This is a genomic window from Kitasatospora sp. GAS204B (assembly GCF_029892155.1).
Taxonomy (GTDB): domain Bacteria; phylum Actinomycetota; class Actinomycetes; order Streptomycetales; family Streptomycetaceae; genus Kitasatospora.
Map to the genome: position 1 here is coordinate 1 of NZ_JARZAG010000054.1, position 20,015 is coordinate 20,015.

A 20,015-nucleotide genomic window follows, 5' to 3' on the forward strand; every position below is an offset into this window, starting at 1 on the left:
ACCTCACCCCACTCGAAACCCGAGCCAGGCTCCGGCACGACTTCACCCCTGCAGCGTAAGCACCCGCTGTCCAAGATCAGGGGGGAACTTCAGGGGACGTCTGCGAGGAGCTCCGGCCTGGGACGCGAGCGGTGGGGCGACACCGCCTGGACCGGGCTCGATCCAGGGACCAGGCTGCGATGAGCGGGTGCCTTCTGTGTGATGGCGCAGGCAGGCGCGGTGCCCGCGCTCCAGCCGCTGTTCGTGAACCCGTCAGCTCCCGTTCTCGGCCTGCTGGCGGAGAACGGGAGCTCGCCTCAGGCACCCCGGACTCATCCTGGCCGTGCCCGGCTGCCGGTACTGTCCTGGGTACCCGAAGGAGGATTCCCATGAGCGCTCAGCCGATCCATGGCCCCGAACTGATCCCGCAGCCCGCTCAAACGCCGATGGCTCTGTATGAGGCTGTAGCGGCTCTCATCCCGCACCGGCTGACTGAGATGACCGCGGACCAGGCGCGTGCCATGACGGAGGCGGTGGAATATCAGAGCCTCAAGCCCCTACTGCGTTTCACCATGAAATGGGCTGTGGATATCGAGATTGCGCGCCACCCGGAGACGCTCGCCGAACTGCATCGTGCCGAGTATCTCGCCAACCACGCGGAGACCTCAGAAGAGCGCCGGCGGCAAGCCGCCCTCGCCGGAGCCATTGTGAATGCCGCTGTCGAGGTGGTGCGCGGATGACCTGGCGCTGGGAGTACAACCTGATGAAGACAACGTCGTCACCGGGGCGCCGCTTGCCTTTGTTGCCCAGGTCGAAAAGAAAGCTGGCGAGATCGTTCGGGCTGCCGCAGCCCTCTACTTGGACGGCTTCACCTATCAGGGAGCTGGTGAACGGATGAAGACCGCTGACGTTGGTGATGGCATTTTCTGGTACATGATCGTCCCACGTGATGAGCGCGTTTATATTCTCCGCGTCCAGTGTCTCTAAAAATCTGCCCTGACAGGACGGGGGCGGACGGGGCGGACCTGCTGGGTGAGGGCGGGCTGCGGCGGCCGGCCTGGCGCCAGCTGCAGGGGGCCCTGGAACGGATGGACGACCACCTGGACGGCGCCGCACGGCTACCGGGTCGTGGAGCCCGGTGGGCAGCGGCCCGCCGACTGGGCCCCGGCGTGGTGATCAGGCTGCTGCGGCGGGTGCCTGCGTGCGTAGCCAGGCGTCGACTGGGTCGGCGGGGCCGAGGATGGGGGTGAAGACGCGTGTGAAAGGGCCGTGTTCGCGTAGTTGGTGGAGGGTGGTGGCGCCGGTGCGGATGGGTGTGGTGGTCAGGAGTGGGTCGGTGTGGGCGAGGCTGCGTAGGTCGGCGATGCGGCGTTGCAGGCGGGTGGGTTCGGCGCTGGTGAAGACGAGCAGGAGGCGAGGGTAGGCGGGGTAGCGGTGGCGCCAGGCCGGCACGGCAGCCGTGCCGCGGGTGGGGGTGCGGTTGGCGCGGGGGCCGGGGGGCTGGGGCGTGTACTGGTGGTAGCGGGCGTAGGCGTGGAGTTTGTGGGCGAGGCGGGCGATGGTCATGGTGGCGCGGTCGAGTTCGACGAAGAACGTCAGCAGGGTGCGGGTGCGCTCGGTTTCGTCGGTGTGGACGTAGTTGAGGACGGCGTCGGGGATGAGGGCGAGGTCTTCGCCGGGGCGGGTGTCGTCGCGGTAGTAGTGGGCGGTCTCGGGTGACCAGTCGAGCGGCCCGCAGTCGTGGCCGAGCCGCTGGGCCCAGGTGACGAACGCCAGGCCGGTTTCGACGGTGGCCAGGGTGTGTTCCTGGAGGGGGCCGGCGGCGGCCTCGGGGCTCATTCGGTACGGGCGCGCCGGGAGTAGGTCGGCGGCTTCGACGGCGTCGGCTCCTTTGGGGGTGAGCCACCACAGCAGGCTGGTCTGTCCGTGGGTGCGCCGCCCGACGCGGTCGGCGAGGCCGGCTTCGCGCAGGGTGTGGAGTTGGCGGCGCAGGTACTCGGGGCGGCTGTGGTGGGGGGTGACGAGGCGGTGCAGCTGGTCGGTGGAGACGAGGCGGTGCTGGTAGAGGACGGTCATGGCCTGCTGGCCGATCGCTCCGATGCCCTTGGGCGTGGGGGTCGGGTATGGCATCGCGTGCTCCTGTTCAGTCGAGGGTGGTGGTGGGGTCGCCGTTGTGGCCGGCGGGTAGGTGGAGGTGGTGGACGAGGATCTCGGTGTCCAGGTGCTCGAGGTCGGTGAGGATGTCGCCGGCGGGTCGGCGGCGCATGTTGGCGTCGATCGCCGCATCGAGGTCGGGGATGCCGTCGGGGTTGTCGTAGTGGGCGAAGATCTCTTCGACGGGCAGGCCGCGGACCCGGAACGGGGTGGTCCGTGCTCCGTCGAGGCTGATCGACATGACGTAGTGGTATTTGGCGAGCTCGGTGACGGTCTCGGGGGTGACGTGCCCGTTCCATCGGCGCGTGACGAAGGCGGCTTCGTCGTAGTCCGCCGCGCAGGTGGACAGCAGTGACTGGTTCTGTAGCAGCGCCTGGCGGGTGATCGCGGAAAGGCGCAGGGCCATCTGCGTCATGCCGGTGAACCGCACCTCGTACTTGCGCAGCTGCTCGGCGATGGCGGCCAGGAAGCCTTTGGACGAGGAGTCGAGGGCGGTCAGCTCATCGCCCCAGGCCCAGAACGTGCGGCGCTCCTCGCGGGGGGTGTCCTGGCGGGACAGGCCGGCGCGGTGCAGGTCGTGGATGAGCAGGCAGGAGACCAGAGCGTCCGATTCGGAGCCGGATGGGCAGAGGAATACGACCTTGCTCTCGTCCATCGCGCTGCGGATGTCGTAGCCGGAGCGCGGCGAGCCGAAGAACGCCTGCAGTGACTGGGAGGTGTCGATGCGGTCGATCGCGTAGGTGACGGTCGGCACCGAATCCTTGGCCAGCGTCGGGAACGTCTTCTCCCAGTAGTCCCTCGCCCGCTGGGGCAGCGTCGGCAACAGCGCCCAGCGCCACTCCTCGTCCACCAGCCAGGTCCTGATCTGGAAGAGCGTGCACTGCGCGGCGGGTTTGCTCGCGGTGACGGCCTGCAAGTTGAGCAGGGCCAGGGCCTGGGCGGTGCGGGCCAGGATCGTGCGGGCCCGGGGCGCGTGGTCTCCCCAGTCCTGGGCGGCGGCGATGCCCTCGACGACCGAGCGGACCACGTCTTGGACATCGGCCATGGCCCGGTTCTCCATGGACAGGGGGTTCCAGGAGACGACCATCTGCTCCGGTGCGACCTTGGCGAGGTTGATCTCCCACAGCCGCTCGGTGATGTGAGGGTGCGCCAGGTACGGCTTGGCCCGCGCCCACGCCTCGCCGTGCGGGTCCAGGAACCAGGTGCCGAACCCTGCGTGCGCGAGGGCGATGCACTGCACCAGAGCTTGCTCGGTCTTGCCGTGTCCGGCCTTGCCGAGGGACAGCCCGAACAGCAGGTCCTTCACCTTGGCGGCGCCGATCCGCTCGACGCCGTCGGGGTAGACGACCGCCCCGAGCGGCACCAGGTCCGCTTGGCCGGTGTAGATGGGCAGCGTTGCCGGGGCGGGTGGGACTAGGCCGCCGGAGCGCACCACACCGGGTGCGCTGCACCTGGCCGTTGGTGGCTTCAGGAATCCGGCGAGTTCGGGCACGGTCGTCCACTGTCGGCGTTTGGGTGCGAACTCCCCGGTGTCGAAGCGCCGGTCGAAGGCGGCGATGGCTCGCCGGGTGCGGGGCCGGTACGCGCGCAGGTAGTTCTCGCCGCTGGTGGCGGCGAAGACGGCGAGCAGCCGGTGCATGCGCTCCAGCGCCAGCTGCGGGTGTGCGGCCTGGGTGCGCAGCAGCAGTTGGATCTGGAAGACCGCCGTGCCAGGCTCGAACTTGCCCACCGCGTCGCGGATGTCGGTCATCCGCGGCAGTCGGGCGCCGCGGCTGGTGCTGCCGCTGCTCGAGGTTCCGCCGGACCAGGCCGCGGTGAACGACTCCAGCAGTCCAGCTCCTCGCAGTCCGCCAGTGAGTTTCTCGCCGTAGGCGGTGGGGCCGCGGTGCTTGGAGCGGGCCAGCAGGCGCCGCCGGCGGCGGGCCAGGCGGCGCTGGGTGACGGGGACCAGGTCGAGGACCACGTCGGCCCGCTCCCCGTCCTCGGTGCGTACCGAGGCGAGCGCGGTGGCGAGTTGCTGCAGCGGATCGGGCGTCAAACCGAGCGCGGCCAGCGGCTGGTGGTCGGGCAGCGCCAGCACGAGCTCGGCGCGCTCTACGTACACCGGCCGCTTCGAACGGCAGGCACCGTCGCCGGCGGGCTTGGCGAGGTCGACCGTCGGCGCGTTCACCGGGCCGCCTGGGCAGGGGCGGCGAAGCGGACCGGCTGGATCGCTTGGCCGGGGCGGGTGGAGCGGACCTCGACCTTGGCGAAGCCGGGCATGCTCAGGATCGCGGCCGCCTGGGCGGGGCCTTCGATCAGGCAGCGCATCTGGCTGCGGTCGGCGGTGTAGCGCAGGCGGACGGCCGCGCCGCGCGCGGGGACGTCGCGGGCGGCGTGGCGCACCCGGGCCAGGTGGTGGCTGAACCGGCCGACCTCGCTCTCGCTCGGGTCGAAGCTGTTCGTCGGTACGACCTCCACGCTGGTGCGGTCGGCGAGGGCGGCCCGGGTCTTGCGGAGGCGCCACCGGGACACGGCGGCCCAGGCGGCGGCGAGGCCGGTGGCCCCCAGGTACGGGGACAGCAGCACCGTCTGGTGGGCGGTGTCGAGGAGCAACTGCACCCCGGGCAGCGAGTCGGTGCTCATGCCGGCACCGCCTGGAGCGAGGAGCGGGTGGGGATGTGGAGCACGGCGGCCTCCTGGTTGCTGACGATGGGTTCCTTCACCCGGACCAAGCCGGGCCGCCGAGCCGGTTCAGACACGGCCCGCGCGACTTTGTCAATCCTTTACTTAGAGGTGAGTGGTGACGGCGGATCAGCTCGACACCACCCGTCGCACGGCGAGCAGGGTGCCGTGGTTGGCCACCTCGACGACGTCGACCACCGCTCCGGTATGCGGTGCCTGCACCAGCAGTCCCTGGCCGATGGCCAGGGCGACATGCTCGGGATGGTCGGGAGTGCCTTCGGTGAAGACCAGGTCGCCCGGGCGCAGCGCGGCCGGGTCGGCGGCAACGGCGGTGCCTTGATCGACCTGGTCGTAGGTGGTGCGGGCCACGGTGATGCCGGCGACGCCGTAGGCGCGCTGGACGAGGGAGGAGCAGTCGCAGCGCCCGGCGCGGTCGGCGCCGTGGGGGTCGGTGCATTCGCCTCCCCACTGGTACGGGGTCCCCAACTGGCTCAGGGCCCACTGGATCGCGGTGCGCACCGCGGGTGGTGCGTCCGGTGGGATCTGGTAGCCGGCCGGGATCGCCCCCGGCGGAATCGTCCCGGTGGCGGCCGGGGCCGGTGTGGTGCACCCGCTGCCGTTGCCGGTGGGCCCGGCTGGTGCCGGTGCGCCGGCGCCGAGGGTGGGGGTGATGGCCTGCTGCAGGGCGGTGGCGAGGGCTGCGTGCGGGGCGTAGGCGTCGGGGTGTCCGGACTTCTGCACGTCTTGGGCGGCGACGGTGAGCGGCAACTGCTGCCAGTTGGGCACGGCGAGCAGCGCGCTGTAGAACTTCTGGCTGGCGTATACGGGGTCGCTGATCTGCTGGGCGGTGCCCCAGCCCTGGGAGGGGCGCTGCTGGAACAGGCCGACCGAGTCCCAGTCGCCGCCGGTCAGGTTGCGCAGGTCGGATTCCTGCAGCGCGGTGGCGAGTGCGATGACCTGGCCGCCGGCCGGGACGCCCATCTGGAGGCCGGTCGCCACGATGGTCTTGGCGTTGGGGATCTGTTCGCCCGGGACATCCAGGCCCGGCACCCGCACCGGTGTGGTGGTGCCGGCCAGGGCCTGCTGGACCTGCTGGGAGAGCTGAGCGGTGTCGGCGTCCGGAAGTGCGGTGCCGGGGCACGGCGCCTGGGTCTGGCGGGTCTGGTCGGCCTGGTCCTGGGCGAGCTCGGAGGCGTGGGCGGCGATGGCGGCGGTCATGACGACGGCCAGGACGAGCAGCAGGGTGGCGCCGCCGAGCAGGCGGCCGGTGCGCGCGCTCATCATCGGCGCCTGCGGGGCGGGGTACGGCGGGAGACCGTAGGAGGCGGCGGGGTGCGGCCGAACTCCTCCCAGTCCAGGGCCATCCGCGAGCGCTGCGCCGGTTGCTGGGCCGGTGTCGGTTGGGTCGTGGACATGGTGCTGCGGCCGACCGCGGTGCCAGCGCTGGCGCTGGTGACCGGAGTGCTGGTGCTGCCGCTTGGCGTGGGCTGGTTCGTGGGTGTGGGGCGGTTGGCCTGCCGGGCTCGGTGGGCTTGCTGGGTGCGCTCCAGGCGCTGGCGCAGTTGCTGTTGGCGTGCGGAGGCGGCGGGCTGGCTGGGGATGTGACGGGTGTTCGGGCGCGTGGCCGCGTGGGCCGGTGCCGGTGCCGGTGTTGGTGTGGCGGGGCCTGGTCGTGGGACGGGTGGCATCTCGATGGTCGGCGGGTCGCTTGGCCCAGTGGCCCGGCTCGGCACGGCGGGCATCTCGATGGTGGGCGCCTGGGAGCGGGTGCCGGGGTTCGGCCTGGTGTTCTGCTGGGCCGGACGGCGGTTGCCGCCCTGGGTGGGGGGTCGGCGTCCGGCGGGTCGGGCGGCGTTGCCGGGTGCGCGGCGGGTGCGGTTGCCGGTGGCGAGGCGGGACATGAGGGCGGTGGCGCCGATGGACTGGAGCATGGCGTAGCCGATCGCGGCCAGGGGGTTGCCCTGGGCGAGGGAGACGCCGGCCATCGCGGAGCGCACCGCCACGCGGGCGGCGGTGCGCGCGATCCGGGGGCGCTTGGCGATGGTGGCGGAGGCAGGGGCGGCGAACACGCTGCCGCCGGTGCCGCCGACGCGGCCCGCCGACATCCTGGTGCGCCAGGCTGCGCCCACCTGGCGGGTGCGATCCGCGATCCGCCGCCGCTGCTTGACGGCGGCGATACACACCACGTCGACCACGAGGAAGCGTAGCGTCAACTCCTTGCCCCAGTCGTTCTGGGCGGGTGTCAGGACGGCCTGGATCACGACGATGAACACCGCCAGCGCGATGACGCTGACCAGCATCTGCGCGAGGGAGCGCAGCACGGAGGAGCACCAGTCCCACAGCCAGCTACGCCCGGCTCCTGGGATGGTGCCGGCGACCAGGGCGCCCTCGCCGCGGATCGCGTCCCAGGCGATGCGGACCTGCGCGATGAGGAAGGAGCCGGCCAGAGCGGTGATGAGGGCGGCGACGATGAGGGCGGCGATCAGGAGGAAGCCGGCGCCGCCGACCTTGTCGAGGCTGGCCTTGCGCGCGGTCGCCGGGTCGCCGGTGACGCACTGCTTCTCGAACTTGCTCATCGGGGGGTCGCCGAAGTGGTCCCGGGCCCACGTGCTGATGAGGCTTGAGGCGGCGTCGTTGCCGGAAGAGACCAGGCCGCCGACCAGAGGCAAGGCGTTGGCGATGCCGTCGGTGGCTTTCTGCAGCTTCGCCATCTGGTCGGCCACGGCCTGGTCGTAGGCGAGTTGGGAGAGCCGGCTGGCCGTGTAGGCCTTGGCGCAGTGGCCGTCGAAGACCTGCCCGTACTGGAGCAGCATCGCGGGTTGGACGATGAAGCTGTCGGTGAGGGCGTCGGTGAGCGGGCGCGCCAGGTCCGCGCCGGTGACATCGGCGCCAACCTGGTTCTGCGCGGAGGGGTTGACCTGCAAGATGACGTCAGCGACCTCCAGCGCCAGGCCCCGGGTGGCCGCGATCGCCCCGTGGTCGGTGCCCATCAGCAACGTGGGGGGCGAGGCGAGCAGGGTGGTGGTGAGCGCGGCGATCAGGATCGACAGCGCCGCATCTCCCCAGCCCCGGGCGCGGTCGCCGAAGAAGAACCGGGCGACACAGATCAGCGCGCACACGGCCAACGCGAGAGACGGCAGGCCCATCTCCACCACGACCCGGGTGTGCAGGCTGGTGGACACCGACATGACGGGCGCCAACAGCACCTTGGCCAGCCCGAACGACAGGGCCCAGGCGATCAGCCAGCAGCAGAACGCGATCGCCCACTTGACGACCATGAAGCACAGTTCCGTCAGCAGGTTGTCGATGCCCAGGTCCCAGTCGGCGATCCCGCCGGTGTCGCTCGTGACGGTGTAGGCCTCGATCGGGATCCCATACCGGTCGGTGACGTTGAAGACCGAGAGCACCCCGCCCTGCGAAGGCAGCAGCTTGCGCAGCTGCCCCGTCTTCGCCGCCAGCAGCGCGTCCTGCTGGTCCGCCGTCAGGTGCTGCGCCTGCTCCTGCAGGATCTCCTGGAGCAGCGCCTGCTGCTCCAAGCTCGGCGCGTCCTGCCCGGCCGCCGTCGGCACGGGCGCTGCGGCCGGGCTCGTCGGGCTTGGTGAGGATGTCGCGGCAGGGGCGGGTGTGGGGGCGGGGTCGGCCCAGGCGGGCAGCGAGGTGAGCAGGGCGGCGGCGGTGGCCGCGAGTGCGGCCAGCAGCACGGCGGTTCGCAGCCGTTCGGGGCCGAGCAGCCGAAGACGCGACCACCAGGTGCGGGTCCCGGTCATGCGGCGCCCTGGTAGTCGCCGGGAGTGGTGCGGATGGTGCGGGCGATCGCCTGGTCGCGGGGGATGAGCACGCGCATCAGCCCGATCCGGCCGGCCAGGTCGTGGTAGAGACACTCCCCGGCCCGCGCGGCCTTCTCGTCCTCGGGCAGGCCGATTGGCGACAGGCCGCCGGTGACGAGGTCCAGCAGGCCGGGGTCGGTGGCGTCGACGCCGAGAAAGGCCAGGGCACGTGCGGCCAGTTCGCGGTTGGTCTGGCGAAAGACGAGACGGTGGGGGATCAGGCCGCGGATGATGGCGCCCTTCTCGCTGTCGGCAGGTCCGATGTCGTAGGGGTCGTGGCTGGCGAGGTAGGCGGCGGCGTTGTGCTTGCGGCCGTCGCGGATCAGTTCCAGCAGCAGGTCAAGGCCCTCATCGCTACCGGTCAGCCACCAGCACTCGTCGAAGACGGCGACGCCGAACTCGTTCTTGACCGCCATGACGCTCTCGCGGGCGACGGCGGCGACCAGGTACATCACCGCCCGGCCCAGCACCTTCTCGAACTCAAGGCGTTCGATGCGGTGCGCGGATTCGAGTTCGGCCTTCTTGGGCAGCTGCAGCGCGTTGACGGCGAAGACCACGGCATCGGCGCGGCGGGTGTCGACAACCGGCAGCGCCTCGTCGAAGACCACGCGGGCCAGGTCCCTGCGCGCGACCGCGTTCAGCTTGCGCGCCAGGGCACGGGCAGCCGGATCTTCGCCACCGCGCACCGTCAGTTCCTCGACCAGGGCCCGCATCGAGGGGGCGTGCCGCTCCAGGACGGCCTGGACCGCCTCGGACAGGGCGACCCCTTCGAGGTCCATCGGCCGAACCCCCAGCAGCAGGGTCAGGAAGCTCTCGCAGAACCGGGCCGCGGTCTTGGGGTTCTGCGTGACGAATAGCCGCAGCGGGTCGAGGCTGACCTCCGCGCTCTGGCCGACACGGATGACCTGGGTGGTGCCGGGGCAGGACTTGGCGAACCTGACCCACTCCTCCTCGTTGGTGCGATCCACGATCACCGCGCGGCCGCGCGAGCTGGGCAGGTCGCTGCGCCGGCCGGTGGCGAGGACATTGAAGACGGCGGTCTTCATCGCCAGGCTCTTGCCGGCGCCTGGCTCGCCGATGAACGCCTTCGAAGCCGAGGTGTTCTCGCGTGGTCCCCGGGCGGGGTCGACGAGGACGGGACGGGCGCCACCGGAGGCGAGCTGGAGGCCGAACAGCGCGCCGCGCTCGTCACCCAACTGCGAGCCGCACCAGGGCATCGCCATCGCGAAATCCCTCGCCAGGAGGGTCTGGGCATAGCCGAGCATCACCCTGGGGGTGCGGCAGCCCGGAAGCATGGCCTGCCACAACCTCAACTGCTCACCGACCGGCCGGGCGAACGTGTAGTCGGTGGCGCCGAAGTCCGAGGCGAGCGCCGCGGCCCGGTCCTGCGCCTCGTCCGCTGTGGCGCCCCAGACGGCCAGGGTGACCATGGCGCGGACCTCGACCTCGCGGGCCGAGGACGTCAGGCGCTCCCGGTATTCGTCGTTGTCGGACACGTGCTGGGCCACCGTCGCCGGGGGGCCGGCGGGGTCGCCCTCGTACTCGGAGACCTGCGCGCGCAGGTGCCGAGCCCGCCGACGGGTCTTCGCCTCAGCCTTCACACCCGGTGTGACGACGAGTCGGGCCACCCAGTCGACGGGGTAGGCCAGGTCGTCGAGCTGCTGCAGGTAAGCCGCCCCCGGCAGCGCGAAGGCCTGCGGCATCTCGGACAGCGCCAGCAGCGCCTGATACGAGTCGCCCCACTCACTCGACACCTGCAGGAACCGGCGCTTGAACGGGCTGGACGCCAGGGCACGGCCGCCGCCTGCGGAGTTGACGGCGTCGCTGCCGCCCTCGGCCAGCAGCACCTCGCTCAGCGCGGCGACCGTGCGCCCGCGCCCGCGCACCGCCGGCTCGTCGCCGTCCGCCAGCAGCGGCTCCACCAGTCCGCGGCGGGCACCGTGTCCGTAGATCCACAAAATCTCGGCCTCCGTGGCGGGCCGCATCTCCACCCCGGTCGGCCACTGGGCGCACATCCGGCGGGCCTGCTCGGTGCGCCGCTCGATCTCGGCGGCGGTGATCGCGGCGGGCAGCAGCCCCAGCTGCAGGTCCACCTCCGCCCGCGCCGCCGAGACCGTCGACATCGCGGCATCGCGGCGGGAAAGCGCGGGCAGCGGAAGGGCGAGCCAGTCGGTGCGGCCGGTGAGCTCCATCGCCTCCAGCTCATCGAGGACGGCGTGGCCGAGCTGCTCGTAGCGCGGGCTCGCCTCCAGGTCGACGCCGGCGACCATCGCGCGCACCACGGCGACGGGGTCGACCTGCGGGCACAGACTCAGCAGCATCGGCTCGCCGACCAGCGCCTTGACCAGTGACTCCAGCGCCTGCAAGCGGGCCTTCTTCGCGGCTGACGGGGCGTGGGAGTAGTTGGTGGCGGCCACCCGCCAGATCACCCAGCAGGCTCCGGTGGTCGTCCAGACCACGTTGTTCGCGATGTGACGGATGGGTAGCCTCATGGTTCAGTCCCCGAGGTGAGTGGTGCGGCGGGCGAGGAGGGCCTGCACCCCGGATGCGACCGGGGCGCAAGGCGCGGTAGGGCGGGCCTCGGCTCGCGGCGGCGCCGAACCGGGCGTCGACCAGGCGCCGGCGACGGGCTCGGCGGTAGCACCCGGGCCGGCGGGTGCCGTGGCGACGCAGGCCCGGGCGTGGCAGCGCACCGGCCGGACGGGGCGCACGGGTCGGCCGTGCAGGCGGCCCGCGCGGGGTGCGGTGAGCATCGCCGCGACGCTGAGGGCTGCGGCGAGCGGGTTGCGGCCGTCGATGTGCAGGTGCCGCAGTGCGAAGGCCGCCCCGAACGGTGCGCCGATCAACACGAGGGCGTCGGTCAGGCCGTGCCCGCCCCATAGGGGTCGGGCCAGCATGAGCAGGACGACGGTTGCGACCATGGCGCCGAGTTGGGTGATCGTGTAGGGGCCGCCGATCAGGCGCAGGTTACGCCCGCCGCCGCCGCGAACGACACCGACGACCAGCGGGCTGGAGCGGGCTTTGGTGTAGCAGCGACCGATCAGCTCAGGCTCGACCTCGGCCGCCGCGGCCTGGGCGGAGGTCACTGGTCGCCCCTCTGCACGGACGACGACGTGGTCCCGCCGTTGTAGCTGTTGATGTCCTGGACGGCCTTGCCCTGCAGCGTGCTCATGTTGGCCGACAGGCCCCAGACGATCGCGGCCAGGATGCACGCCATGATCGTCGGACCGGGCGACTTGGTCCGGAAGCCGACGAGCAGGACGAAAGCCCCGCACAGCGCCGGGATCAAGATGGTGAAGATCAGGCCCTTGGCGTCGGTACCGATTCCGGTGAAAGTGGCGATCCAGCCGGCGGCGAGAGCAGTGTCGTTCACGAGGAGTGCTCCTTCGAGGTCAGGAAGAGACGGACGTCGCGGGGTTGGGCGTGGTGGCCTGGGCGGGGGCGCCATCGAGGGAGGCGATCTCCCAACGCCCGGCCCGGGCCTGAAGGGTGAGGGCGTAGGCGAGCGGGACACGCATGCCGTCGGTTCCGGTGGCGCGCAACTGGGCCAGCACCCGCAGCCGGATGCCGCCCGCCGGAACCCCGCTTACCTGGGCGCCGTCCTGCTCGCCCTCGACGGCCAGCTCGTCGACGACGAGTGCGGTGTACGGGGGCGGGGTGATTGCGGCCAGCTGGGTACCGGGGGACAGATAGCGCGTCAGGTCCCCGCTGCCGGTGAGGTACGCGGTGAGGAACTCGGTGACAGCTCCAGCCAGCGGGTCACCGGGCAGCGCGGGCCGCCACGGCCCGTACACCAACGCCGGCGCCCGCACACACGGAGGAGCGGCCACCTCAGCCGGCAGCGCCAGCGCCACGTACCCCATCGCGCCACCGCCGGCGGTCGCGGTGGCCACCGCCACCTGGAAGTAACGCACCGCCCCCGCCGCCGCGGTGGGGGGCGCGATGGCCGTGTCGGTGCCGACGGCCAAGGAGGAAGCCGATCCGGCGCTGCCGCTGCCCACCGCGGTGATGATGCGGGCGGCGACCGTCACCGACCACACACTCGGGTCGCTCTGACGCAGCCTCACCACCGCCAACTGGTCACCGCTGCGACGACCAGACGCGCCTTCGAGACGCAAGTCGGTGGCGCCGGGGTAGTAGGCGGCCAGCTTGGCCTGGTCGCCGTCACCGGCCGAGATGTAGGCGGCGACGAAGAGCTGGGCGAAACCGGCCGCACCCTGCGAGCCAGTGGCCGGTGCACTCAGCGGAGGCTGCGCCCGGGCAGGGCTGGCCGAGACCGGGCGGGACAGGAACGCGGCACCGCCAAGTAGCGGGCCCAGGAGCATCAGGCCCCACGCGGCCCAGCGCAGCACGACCGTGATGTTCGCGGTCGCGCCACTCGACCAGGACCAACCGCCAGCCCCCTCCTCCTCCCACTCCTGCGCTTCCTCGGCCGCATCCGCCGGGGCGCTCGGCGAGCGGCGGTTCAGCAGTGCCCTCACACCGCACCACCCGTACCGCCGGCGGGGAGGACGTGGCAGCCCGTCAGCTCGTCGATCCGCCGGCGCAGCCGCTCCTCGCCGCGGTCCTGCAGTACCCGCAGGCAGGCGAGGACCTGCGCGGCGTCGACGTCGAGGAAGGCGCGAAGCCGGTCGTGGGTGTCGGTGTCGAAGGGGCGGTGGACGAGGGCGGCGCCGAGGCCGATGAGCAGACGGTGGGCGCGGGTGACGCACTCCTCGTCCACGTCCAGGCGCACCGTGGCAGTCGAGGTCGTCATGTCCTTCTCCTTCTCAGCGAGATAATGGGGCGTCAGACCGCATACGGGCAGCCGGGCAGGTAAACGCCGTCGGCGCCAACAGCGGCCTGGTCATCGAGCGGACGGGCAGCTCGCGGAAACGGGACCAGGGTGGGCTGGTCCTGGCGCTCGGCCAGGCCGAGGCGAGCGGTGTGCGCGAGCAACTCCCACGCGTAGCGGGCGTGCGTATGGGCCGGGCCGAAAGCCAGGACGGAGCGCTCTACCAGCGCCGCTGCCCTGGCCGCCCCAGCAGCGGGAGAGGCCGTGAGAGCGCTGTGGACGGCCTCGTACTCGTCGCGGCACCACAGCGGCGGCATCTGCGGCTGCGCAGCCGCAGCCAGCCGCATCGGGTGGGTGACCACGCTGGCGGGCTGGGCCCGCCAGAACCGCTCCTCGCACGGCTGCGCCGCACCCGCGCGACAGCGCAGCGCCCGGACGGTGCGGCAGACCCACGGGATCGGCCACAGCACGACCACCACGGCCCACACCATCGCGGCGGCCACCGCGGCGCCGGAGCCAGAGCCGATCTCCTGACGGCGGATCGGCACCCGGCTGCCGGCGATCCCGGTGAGAGCCAGGTACGCGGCACCGGCAGTGAGGTGGCAGAGCGAGCCGAGGACGAGCAAGCGCTGCGAGGCGCTCAGGCAGCAGGTGAACAGCATCAGAGAACTCCTCATAGGTTCGGGTGACGTGTGGTCAGGCCGCGGCCGGCCGCTGCCTGACCTGGAGGGCGTGGACGGCGCGGGAGCGGCGGCGCTGCCAGGCGCCCGCGCTGGTGCCGGCCCGCAGGGCTGCCACGGCGTCCGACAGCGGGTCGGCGGTGTAGTGCCAGGCGATGGCCCGGGCGTCGGCCGCCGAGACGGCCCCGGCCTCCTTCGCCTCCAGGAGCAGCTCCAGCAGCTCCAGCCGGACCCCGGCCGCCTCCTGATCAGCGCCCGGCACAGGCTCAAGGCCGGCCTCAGCCGCGGCAGTACGCACGGCCCGCTGGTGGGCCAGGCGATCCAGGCCGGGCCCGATGTCGACCACGTACTCGGCGAGCGCGAGATCCTCCCCCCGCTCCTCGCGGTCAGCGGCCAACTCACGGCAGACCTGCTTCAGCGCGTCGAGCAGGAAGTTGGCGGCTGGCCGCCCGGGACGGCGGTGGATCCGGCCGGAGCACGCCGTCTCGTAGAGCGCGACCACCACCACGGCAGCCACGTCGTCGAAGGAGCGCCCGCCGAAGGGCCGGACCTGACCACGGGTCATGCGGACCGCGGCCGGGACCATCGCCTGCACCGCGATCCGCGCGGCCAGCACCGCCACCGCACCACGGCCGGCGGCACGCTCCAGCAGCGCCCGCAGCACGGCGTCGGCCAGCGCATCGGACAGGCCGCCGGGCCGCAGGGCGGCCAGCAGCTGCTCGGGCCCTAGCACACCGACCCAGGCGCCGGCCTGGGCGCCGACATCGTCGTCCAGGCGGTCGAAGGCCAGCCAGCCCGACACGGCGTCCCGCACGGAGGCGTCCGCGCACAGCGCCGCCCAGTCGGCGTCCAGGCGGGCGAAGAGTCCGCCGGCGCGGCACAGGTTCAGATCGGTCACGGCACATCTCCTCTCGGATCCCGTGCCGTGAACTCTCCTCACCCAGGCTTGACCGATGGCTTGCCCGAACCCCGAAAAGACCAGGTCCAAGGCTTGCCCATTTCCGCAGGACCCTGGGCAAGCCCCTGCGGGCAAGCCTCCCGGCCGCTGGGCAAGCCTGCGCATTGGCCCCTCGCCCGCCTGCCATCTGGTCAGCAGCCGGTGTGTCGCGGTGCGCACCCCGTACGCCGGTGCCAGCATGAAACCCGCGATCCGGTCGGCACCTCGCAGGCCCCGTTGCCCGGTCCCACACTGCGGTTGGCGTGTTGCCTGTGCAGCGAGCCCACCCTGCGCGCCCACGACGCCTACGCCCTGGACACGAAGTGGCAGCGCCGGTTCCCTTCCATGAACGGCGCCATCGCCTGCAGCAGATGCGCCACACGTACGGACTGGGTCTGCCTCCAGGCCGGAGGTGGTTTCGTGGCCGGTCACATCCCGGCTACATCCCGGCGCCGGCCAGACACCGGGACATCGACGCCTGGAGCCACATCCTCGCTGAAGGCACCCACACAGCCATCACGCTGATGTACCCGCGCTCCGCCCTCCTCCAGGGCGCCGAGCCCTACCTGCGCCACGCCGCACACGTCGCGGAGTCAACCCAGACGTGGCCGCGAAGATCCAGGACGTCCTGCGAAAGTGGGACACCGATCGCCAACGAACGTCCTGACGACCCACCCGGCGGGCGAATCAATAGTCACCAACCACGCCGGCGTCAACTTGACCCGGTCGTGAACGACCGGGCTTGTGGGTAGGGCGCGGCTGGCTGTCGCGTGGCCTTCCACGTCTGAGCCACCGACCCGGTGGCTGGGACGCGTGACTCACGCCCCGCGATCCACGCGGCCTCGCCTTTGCGGGCGATGTTGCGGGATGCTCCCCCAGCCTTCGGCCGGGAGGTGCCCCTATGGTCCGCGTGCATGATCACGTCGCAGGCGCGGCACGCGAACTCTGCTTAGACCAAGCGCGACCAACTGGCGATCACCTACGCGAAGGACGGATACGCGCTGCTGGACGCTCTGACCGCCGACCTGACCCCCGTGCTCGAACACCTACGTGAGCAGGCCCGGCCCGCGCGACGCGGAGGCGACCGCCGCCGTGCCCCCGGTCACTGGCACCGGTCGGTAGGCAGCCGGCTCAGCCGTAGGGAAGGAGCGCTGCGGTCTCCAGGACGAATCCGAAAGGCTGCGGGACGTGGACGGTTTCACCGAAGTCGGCGTCTTCCCTGGCCCGGTAGCGGCCGTTCTCGGGTTCGCCGAAGAGGGTGACGCTCTTCTGGGACGGGTCGACGATCAGGTAGAGCGCGATTCCCATGAGCGGGTAGTCGCGGAGCTTGCCGACCCAGTCGTTCTCCGGGTTGGAGGGGGAGACGACCTCCACAGCAATCAGGGCGGCCTCGGCGGGGACCTCGTTGTTCTCGCCCTCCGGAACGTCTTCGGGGAGGATGGTCAGGTCCGGGGTGCGGGACTTGCGGACCCGCGGGGATGCCAGCCCGCTGTTCTGGCTCGCGAAGCAGTCCGCGGGAACGTGGTTGGCGAACTGGCGCGCGATGTGGTCGAGGTTGCGCTGATGGATGGCGGACGGGGCCGCCTGCATGATGATGACTTCGCCCGAGAATTCGACCTTGACGTTCTCGGGGGCGATCCTGCGGGCTTCCTCGATCAGTGCCAGATGGTTCGGGTCCATGTCGTCTCCAGGTCGGCGGGCTATCAGAGTAAGGCCCTGCTCGTACGGTTCGAGGCGGTGATTACAGTACTTCGACGGCCCGGTGATGGACGGCCAGGAGCCGCTCACGCTCGAAAAGGTCGTCCCGGTCGCGGTGCGCACCGCCGAGCGCGGGGACCGCGACTGCGACCACGTGGGCCCGGTGTTCCGGGTGCCCGGACTCAAACTCTCCGACCGATGCGCCGAGCATGCCGCGGCGGCGGCCGGCTGCCCGGTGTCCGCGCTCGACCCCGTGCACCTCGACGACGAAGACCGGGAGTACATCGCTGAGCTCCTGGAGGAGCGGCGCACCGACGCTGTGTTCTACGCGGTCGACGACTGGCAGGGAGTGCAGTACTGGGATCACCGGCACGACACGCCTACTGCGTTCGCTGACTGGGCCCGTGACACCTACAACGGCACGGCCGAGAGCATGGATATTCCCGCGCTGTACTGCCGGAGCCCATCGGGACGTGTGCACGGGCGATACCTGCGACGGTTGTCCGACGCGGCGATCAGCGGCACCCGGGTAGTCATCGAGCTGCTGATACGCCGGTTCCGGTGCCTCAACGCCGCCTGCGCGGCCGTGAGGTTCGCCGAGCAGGTCACGGGGTGGAGTGCGGAGGACCTCGCCGGCGGGGCCGCGCTGGCCACGGAGATCGGTGCGTTCGGCGCTGGAGGCCGTGCCGGCTACGGCCCCGCCCCGCAGGACCCACAGCGGTGGTACTGGCAGGGTGACACTCCCTGACAGCCACTCACCAGCGGGCGCGGCCAGTTGCTTTCATAGGGGGCTGAACCGTTGTCTGGATGGGCGGCTGAACCGTTGCACTGGGGGTTGCACCGAGAGTTGCAGCCCCATCCCGGCCATATCGCCCGTTTCGGCAGGTCGCGGCACGTGGGCAAGCCCTCCTGCCGCGACGACACCTCTTTCCACGCGATAGCCGTGGGAGAGGATGCAGAGCCGCCGCCGACACTGATCCCCGACCTCTTGAGTTTTACGCTGGTGTGGTACCCGAGGGCATCGAGCGAATGTGACCTCGAGCGGGCCGGGGAGCGGGAGTGCGGAGGCTGTCGTGATCGGCTGGGGCCGACGGCGGGGCCGGATGCCGGGTACTTCTCGGCGGTGTGTCGGGCCAGGCGGTGGCGGGTGGATCGTCGGATGCGGGTGGCGGCCGAGCTGAGCGGTGAGGGTGTCGTGGAGCGTTCGGTGTGCGGGGGCCGGTGGGTGGCCGGCTTGGACCGCGCTCGAACGCCCTCTACTGCTCGGCCGGTGCGTGGCGAGGGCCTGGCGCCGCCGGAAGGAAACGTTCGGCGAACGTGCACGGTGACGTATCGCGTGCGGCCTGCCCGAACATCATCTCCTATCCCCGCGCCGCTGGAGCCACCGGCCCGTGCTGCCGTCGTCCTCAGCCCTCGGCAGGTCGTTGACCTGCGTCGTTTCCTGGACCGCGTACCCGAACCGCGCGGTCGTTGGCCGCCGTCGGCGAGTGGCTGATGTGCGGCCGGTGGACCGACAGCAGCCCGCCGACTGCTACGTATATCTAACGGGATATATGCCCATGCACGGGCGGTTCCTGCCCTCGCAGACTGACGAGACGGACACCGCACCCTTTTAAGGGAAGTACGAGGAGCCACCAAAGGGGCTGTGGCTCTTGACCAACTGGCCGCTCCCTGGGGACGTCCCGACAGCAAGGAGAGCAGGCCCATGACCCCTCCGCAGAATCCCGGCCGGAGCCCCAATTCGCTCTACGCGTCCCTTGCCCGATTGCCCGAGTGGACCAGGGCACAGCGGGTTCTCAAGATTCTCCACGCCAACCAGCTGATCCGGCGGGGGAACTGCGGCGAGCACGAGAAGACCCTTGGCCTGCACGGGGCGATCGACCTGCAGACGGACCACCGAACCCCGAAGCCCGAGGGCATCCACCACCAAGCGATTGGCCGCTTCACCTCATCTCACACCCAGGCCACGGGACGGCCACTGAAACAGCCGACGGCTGATGCCCCCGCCACCCGGGCCGCACAACCACCCGGCAGCCACACCCCGCGGCTCGTCGACCCGACCAGCGGCACAGCCCATCCCAGACCCCTCCCGCACAGCACCCACCAGCCGGCCTCTGGTTCCTGCGCTGACAGCAGCCGCAGATCCAGTGACTTCAGCCCACTGCTGCGCACGATACGCGCAGCCGGGTTGCTGCAGCGCCGATCGGGCTGGTACACCCGGAGCATCACCATGAACCTGCTGCTGCTCGCCGCTACCGCAGCAGGCCTGCAACTGATCGGCAACTCCTGGTGCGCACTCGCACTGGCACTACCGGCCGCTGTACTCAGCGGGCGCACCGCCTTCATCGGGCATGACGCGGGGCACCAGCAGATCGCCGACAGCCGCCGGGCGAACCGGGTGCTCGGGCTGGTCCACGGCAACTTGCTGCTCGGTGTGAGCATCGCGTGGTGGACCGACAAACACAACCGCCACCATGCCAACCCCAACCACATCGACAAAGACCCCGACGTCAGCCCCAGCGTCGTGGTCTGGACACGACACCAGGCCACGCAACGGCGAGGACTTGCCCGCTGGCTGACGCGCCACCAAGCCGGGCTGTTCTTCCCGCTGCTGGTGTTCGAGGGTCTTTTCCTCATGGTGACGAGCATCCATGACCTGCCCCGCCAGCCGCACCGCGAACGACTGGTCGAGGCCACGCTGCTCGCAGCCCACTCGATCGGCTACACCATACTGCTGCTCCTGGCCATGGACCCGCTGCACGCCCTCACCTTTGCTGCGCTGCACCATGCCCTCCTCGGGCTCTACCTTGGCAGTGCTTTCGCCCCTAACCACAAAGGTATGGCGATGCCGACCTCCGACGACCGTCGCTGGGACTATCTGCGCCGCCAAGTGCTCACCTCACGCAACGTCCGCAGCGGCATGGTCACCGATTGGCTTTTCGGAGGCCTCAATTACCAAATAGACCACCATCTCTTTCCCAGCATGCCCCGTCCCAACCTGCGCCGCGCGCAGCCCCTCGTCCGGGCCCACTGTCAGACTCTGGGCCTCCCCTACACCGAAACGGGACTGATCGAGTCGTACCGCCAAGGCCTGCGACACATGCACAGGGTCGGCGCCGAAACGGGGTCTGTCGGGGCCATCTGAACTTCGGATGCGCGCGGAATGCGCGCTCACCTCGGCCTCCAGCGCCTGTGTCTGCTTGCCCAGGGTGAAGTTCCCCCGTTGATCTGGACAGCTTGATACTGGGACGGTTGGGTCCCGGAGGAAGCAGTCCAGGTAGTGAGTGGCAAGAGCAACATGA

16 protein-coding genes and 1 pseudogene are annotated in these 20,015 nt (G+C 71.0%); 4 read left to right on the forward strand and 13 right to left on the reverse strand.

Annotation, left to right across the window (positions count from 1 at the left end; genetic code table 11):
* Positions 1-368: 368 nt before the first annotated feature.
* Together P3T41_RS36250 and P3T41_RS36255 are read left to right on the forward strand one after the other, a co-directional pair.
* Positions 369-719: a hypothetical protein gene (locus P3T41_RS36250; RefSeq protein WP_280694922.1), complete on the forward strand. Its 351-nt coding sequence runs from the start codon at positions 369-371 to the stop codon at positions 717-719.
* A complete protein-coding gene (locus tag P3T41_RS36255) occupies positions 691-966 on the forward strand; it encodes a hypothetical protein (protein ID WP_280694923.1) in 276 nt (91 codons plus the stop codon). The genes P3T41_RS36250 and P3T41_RS36255 overlap by 29 nt, the downstream gene beginning before the upstream one ends.
* A 189-nt stretch (positions 967-1,155) precedes the next feature.
* On the opposite strand, the gene P3T41_RS36260 is transcribed toward P3T41_RS36255, so the two are convergent.
* The 13 genes from P3T41_RS36260 to P3T41_RS36320 form a co-directional block, all read right to left on the reverse strand.
* Positions 1,156-2,109 carry a replication-relaxation family protein gene (locus P3T41_RS36260; RefSeq protein ID WP_280694924.1) on the reverse strand — a complete coding sequence of 318 codons (954 nt, stop codon included), beginning with the start codon at positions 2,107-2,109 and terminating at the stop codon, positions 1,156-1,158.
* Positions 2,110-2,122: 13 nt separating this feature from the next.
* Positions 2,123-4,303 (reverse strand): ATP/GTP-binding protein, encoded by a 2,181-nt coding sequence (locus tag P3T41_RS36265; RefSeq protein ID WP_280694925.1) that lies wholly within the window; start codon positions 4,301-4,303, stop codon positions 2,123-2,125.
* Positions 4,300-4,758: a hypothetical protein gene (locus P3T41_RS36270; RefSeq protein WP_280694926.1), complete on the reverse strand. Its 459-nt coding sequence runs from the start codon at positions 4,756-4,758 to the stop codon at positions 4,300-4,302. Before P3T41_RS36270 ends, P3T41_RS36265 begins: the two co-directional genes overlap by 4 nt.
* A 168-nt stretch (positions 4,759-4,926) precedes the next feature.
* Positions 4,927-6,081, reverse strand: coding sequence for an NlpC/P60 family protein (locus P3T41_RS36275; protein WP_280694927.1), 1,155 nt, complete (start codon positions 6,079-6,081; stop codon positions 4,927-4,929).
* Positions 6,078-8,564: a hypothetical protein gene (locus P3T41_RS36280; protein ID WP_280694929.1), complete on the reverse strand. Its 2,487-nt coding sequence runs from the start codon at positions 8,562-8,564 to the stop codon at positions 6,078-6,080. The genes P3T41_RS36275 and P3T41_RS36280 overlap by 4 nt, the downstream gene beginning before the upstream one ends.
* Entirely contained in the window at positions 8,561-11,116 is a 2,556-nt protein-coding gene (locus P3T41_RS36285; protein WP_280694930.1) for an ATP-binding protein, read from the reverse strand. Before P3T41_RS36285 ends, P3T41_RS36280 begins: the two co-directional genes overlap by 4 nt.
* A 3-nt stretch (positions 11,117-11,119) precedes the next feature.
* Positions 11,120-11,710: a hypothetical protein gene (locus tag P3T41_RS36290; protein WP_280694931.1), complete on the reverse strand. Its 591-nt coding sequence runs from the start codon at positions 11,708-11,710 to the stop codon at positions 11,120-11,122.
* Complete coding sequence (locus tag P3T41_RS36295) at positions 11,707-11,997, reverse strand: hypothetical protein (RefSeq protein ID WP_280694933.1); 291 nt, start codon at positions 11,995-11,997, stop codon at positions 11,707-11,709. The genes P3T41_RS36290 and P3T41_RS36295 overlap by 4 nt, the downstream gene beginning before the upstream one ends.
* Before the next feature lie 19 nt (positions 11,998-12,016).
* Positions 12,017-13,105 (reverse strand): conjugal transfer protein, encoded by a 1,089-nt coding sequence (locus P3T41_RS36300; protein ID WP_280694934.1) that lies wholly within the window; start codon positions 13,103-13,105, stop codon positions 12,017-12,019.
* Positions 13,102-13,380 carry a hypothetical protein gene (locus P3T41_RS36305; RefSeq protein ID WP_280694935.1) on the reverse strand — a complete coding sequence of 93 codons (279 nt, stop codon included), beginning with the start codon at positions 13,378-13,380 and terminating at the stop codon, positions 13,102-13,104. The genes P3T41_RS36300 and P3T41_RS36305 overlap by 4 nt, the downstream gene beginning before the upstream one ends.
* Positions 13,381-13,412: 32 nt before the next feature.
* Positions 13,413-14,060, reverse strand: a complete 648-nt coding sequence (locus P3T41_RS36310) for a hypothetical protein (protein ID WP_280694936.1) — start codon at positions 14,058-14,060, stop codon at positions 13,413-13,415.
* Positions 14,061-14,094: 34 nt separating this feature from the next.
* Positions 14,095-14,976 (reverse strand): hypothetical protein, encoded by an 882-nt coding sequence (locus P3T41_RS36315; protein ID WP_280694937.1) that lies wholly within the window; start codon positions 14,974-14,976, stop codon positions 14,095-14,097.
* Between the two features lie 1,170 nt (positions 14,977-16,146).
* A complete protein-coding gene (locus P3T41_RS36320) occupies positions 16,147-16,695 on the reverse strand; it encodes a Uma2 family endonuclease (RefSeq protein ID WP_280694938.1) in 549 nt (182 codons plus the stop codon).
* Positions 16,696-16,780: 85 nt separating this feature from the next.
* Between P3T41_RS36320 and P3T41_RS36325 the strand changes: the two genes are divergently transcribed.
* Complete coding sequence (locus P3T41_RS36325; RefSeq protein WP_280694939.1) at positions 16,781-17,461, forward strand: hypothetical protein; 681 nt, start codon at positions 16,781-16,783, stop codon at positions 17,459-17,461.
* Positions 17,462-18,859: 1,398 nt separating this feature from the next.
* A pseudogene (locus P3T41_RS36330) lies at positions 18,860-19,858 on the forward strand (acyl-CoA desaturase); the annotation flags it as partial.
* Positions 19,859-20,015 lie beyond the last annotated feature (157 nt).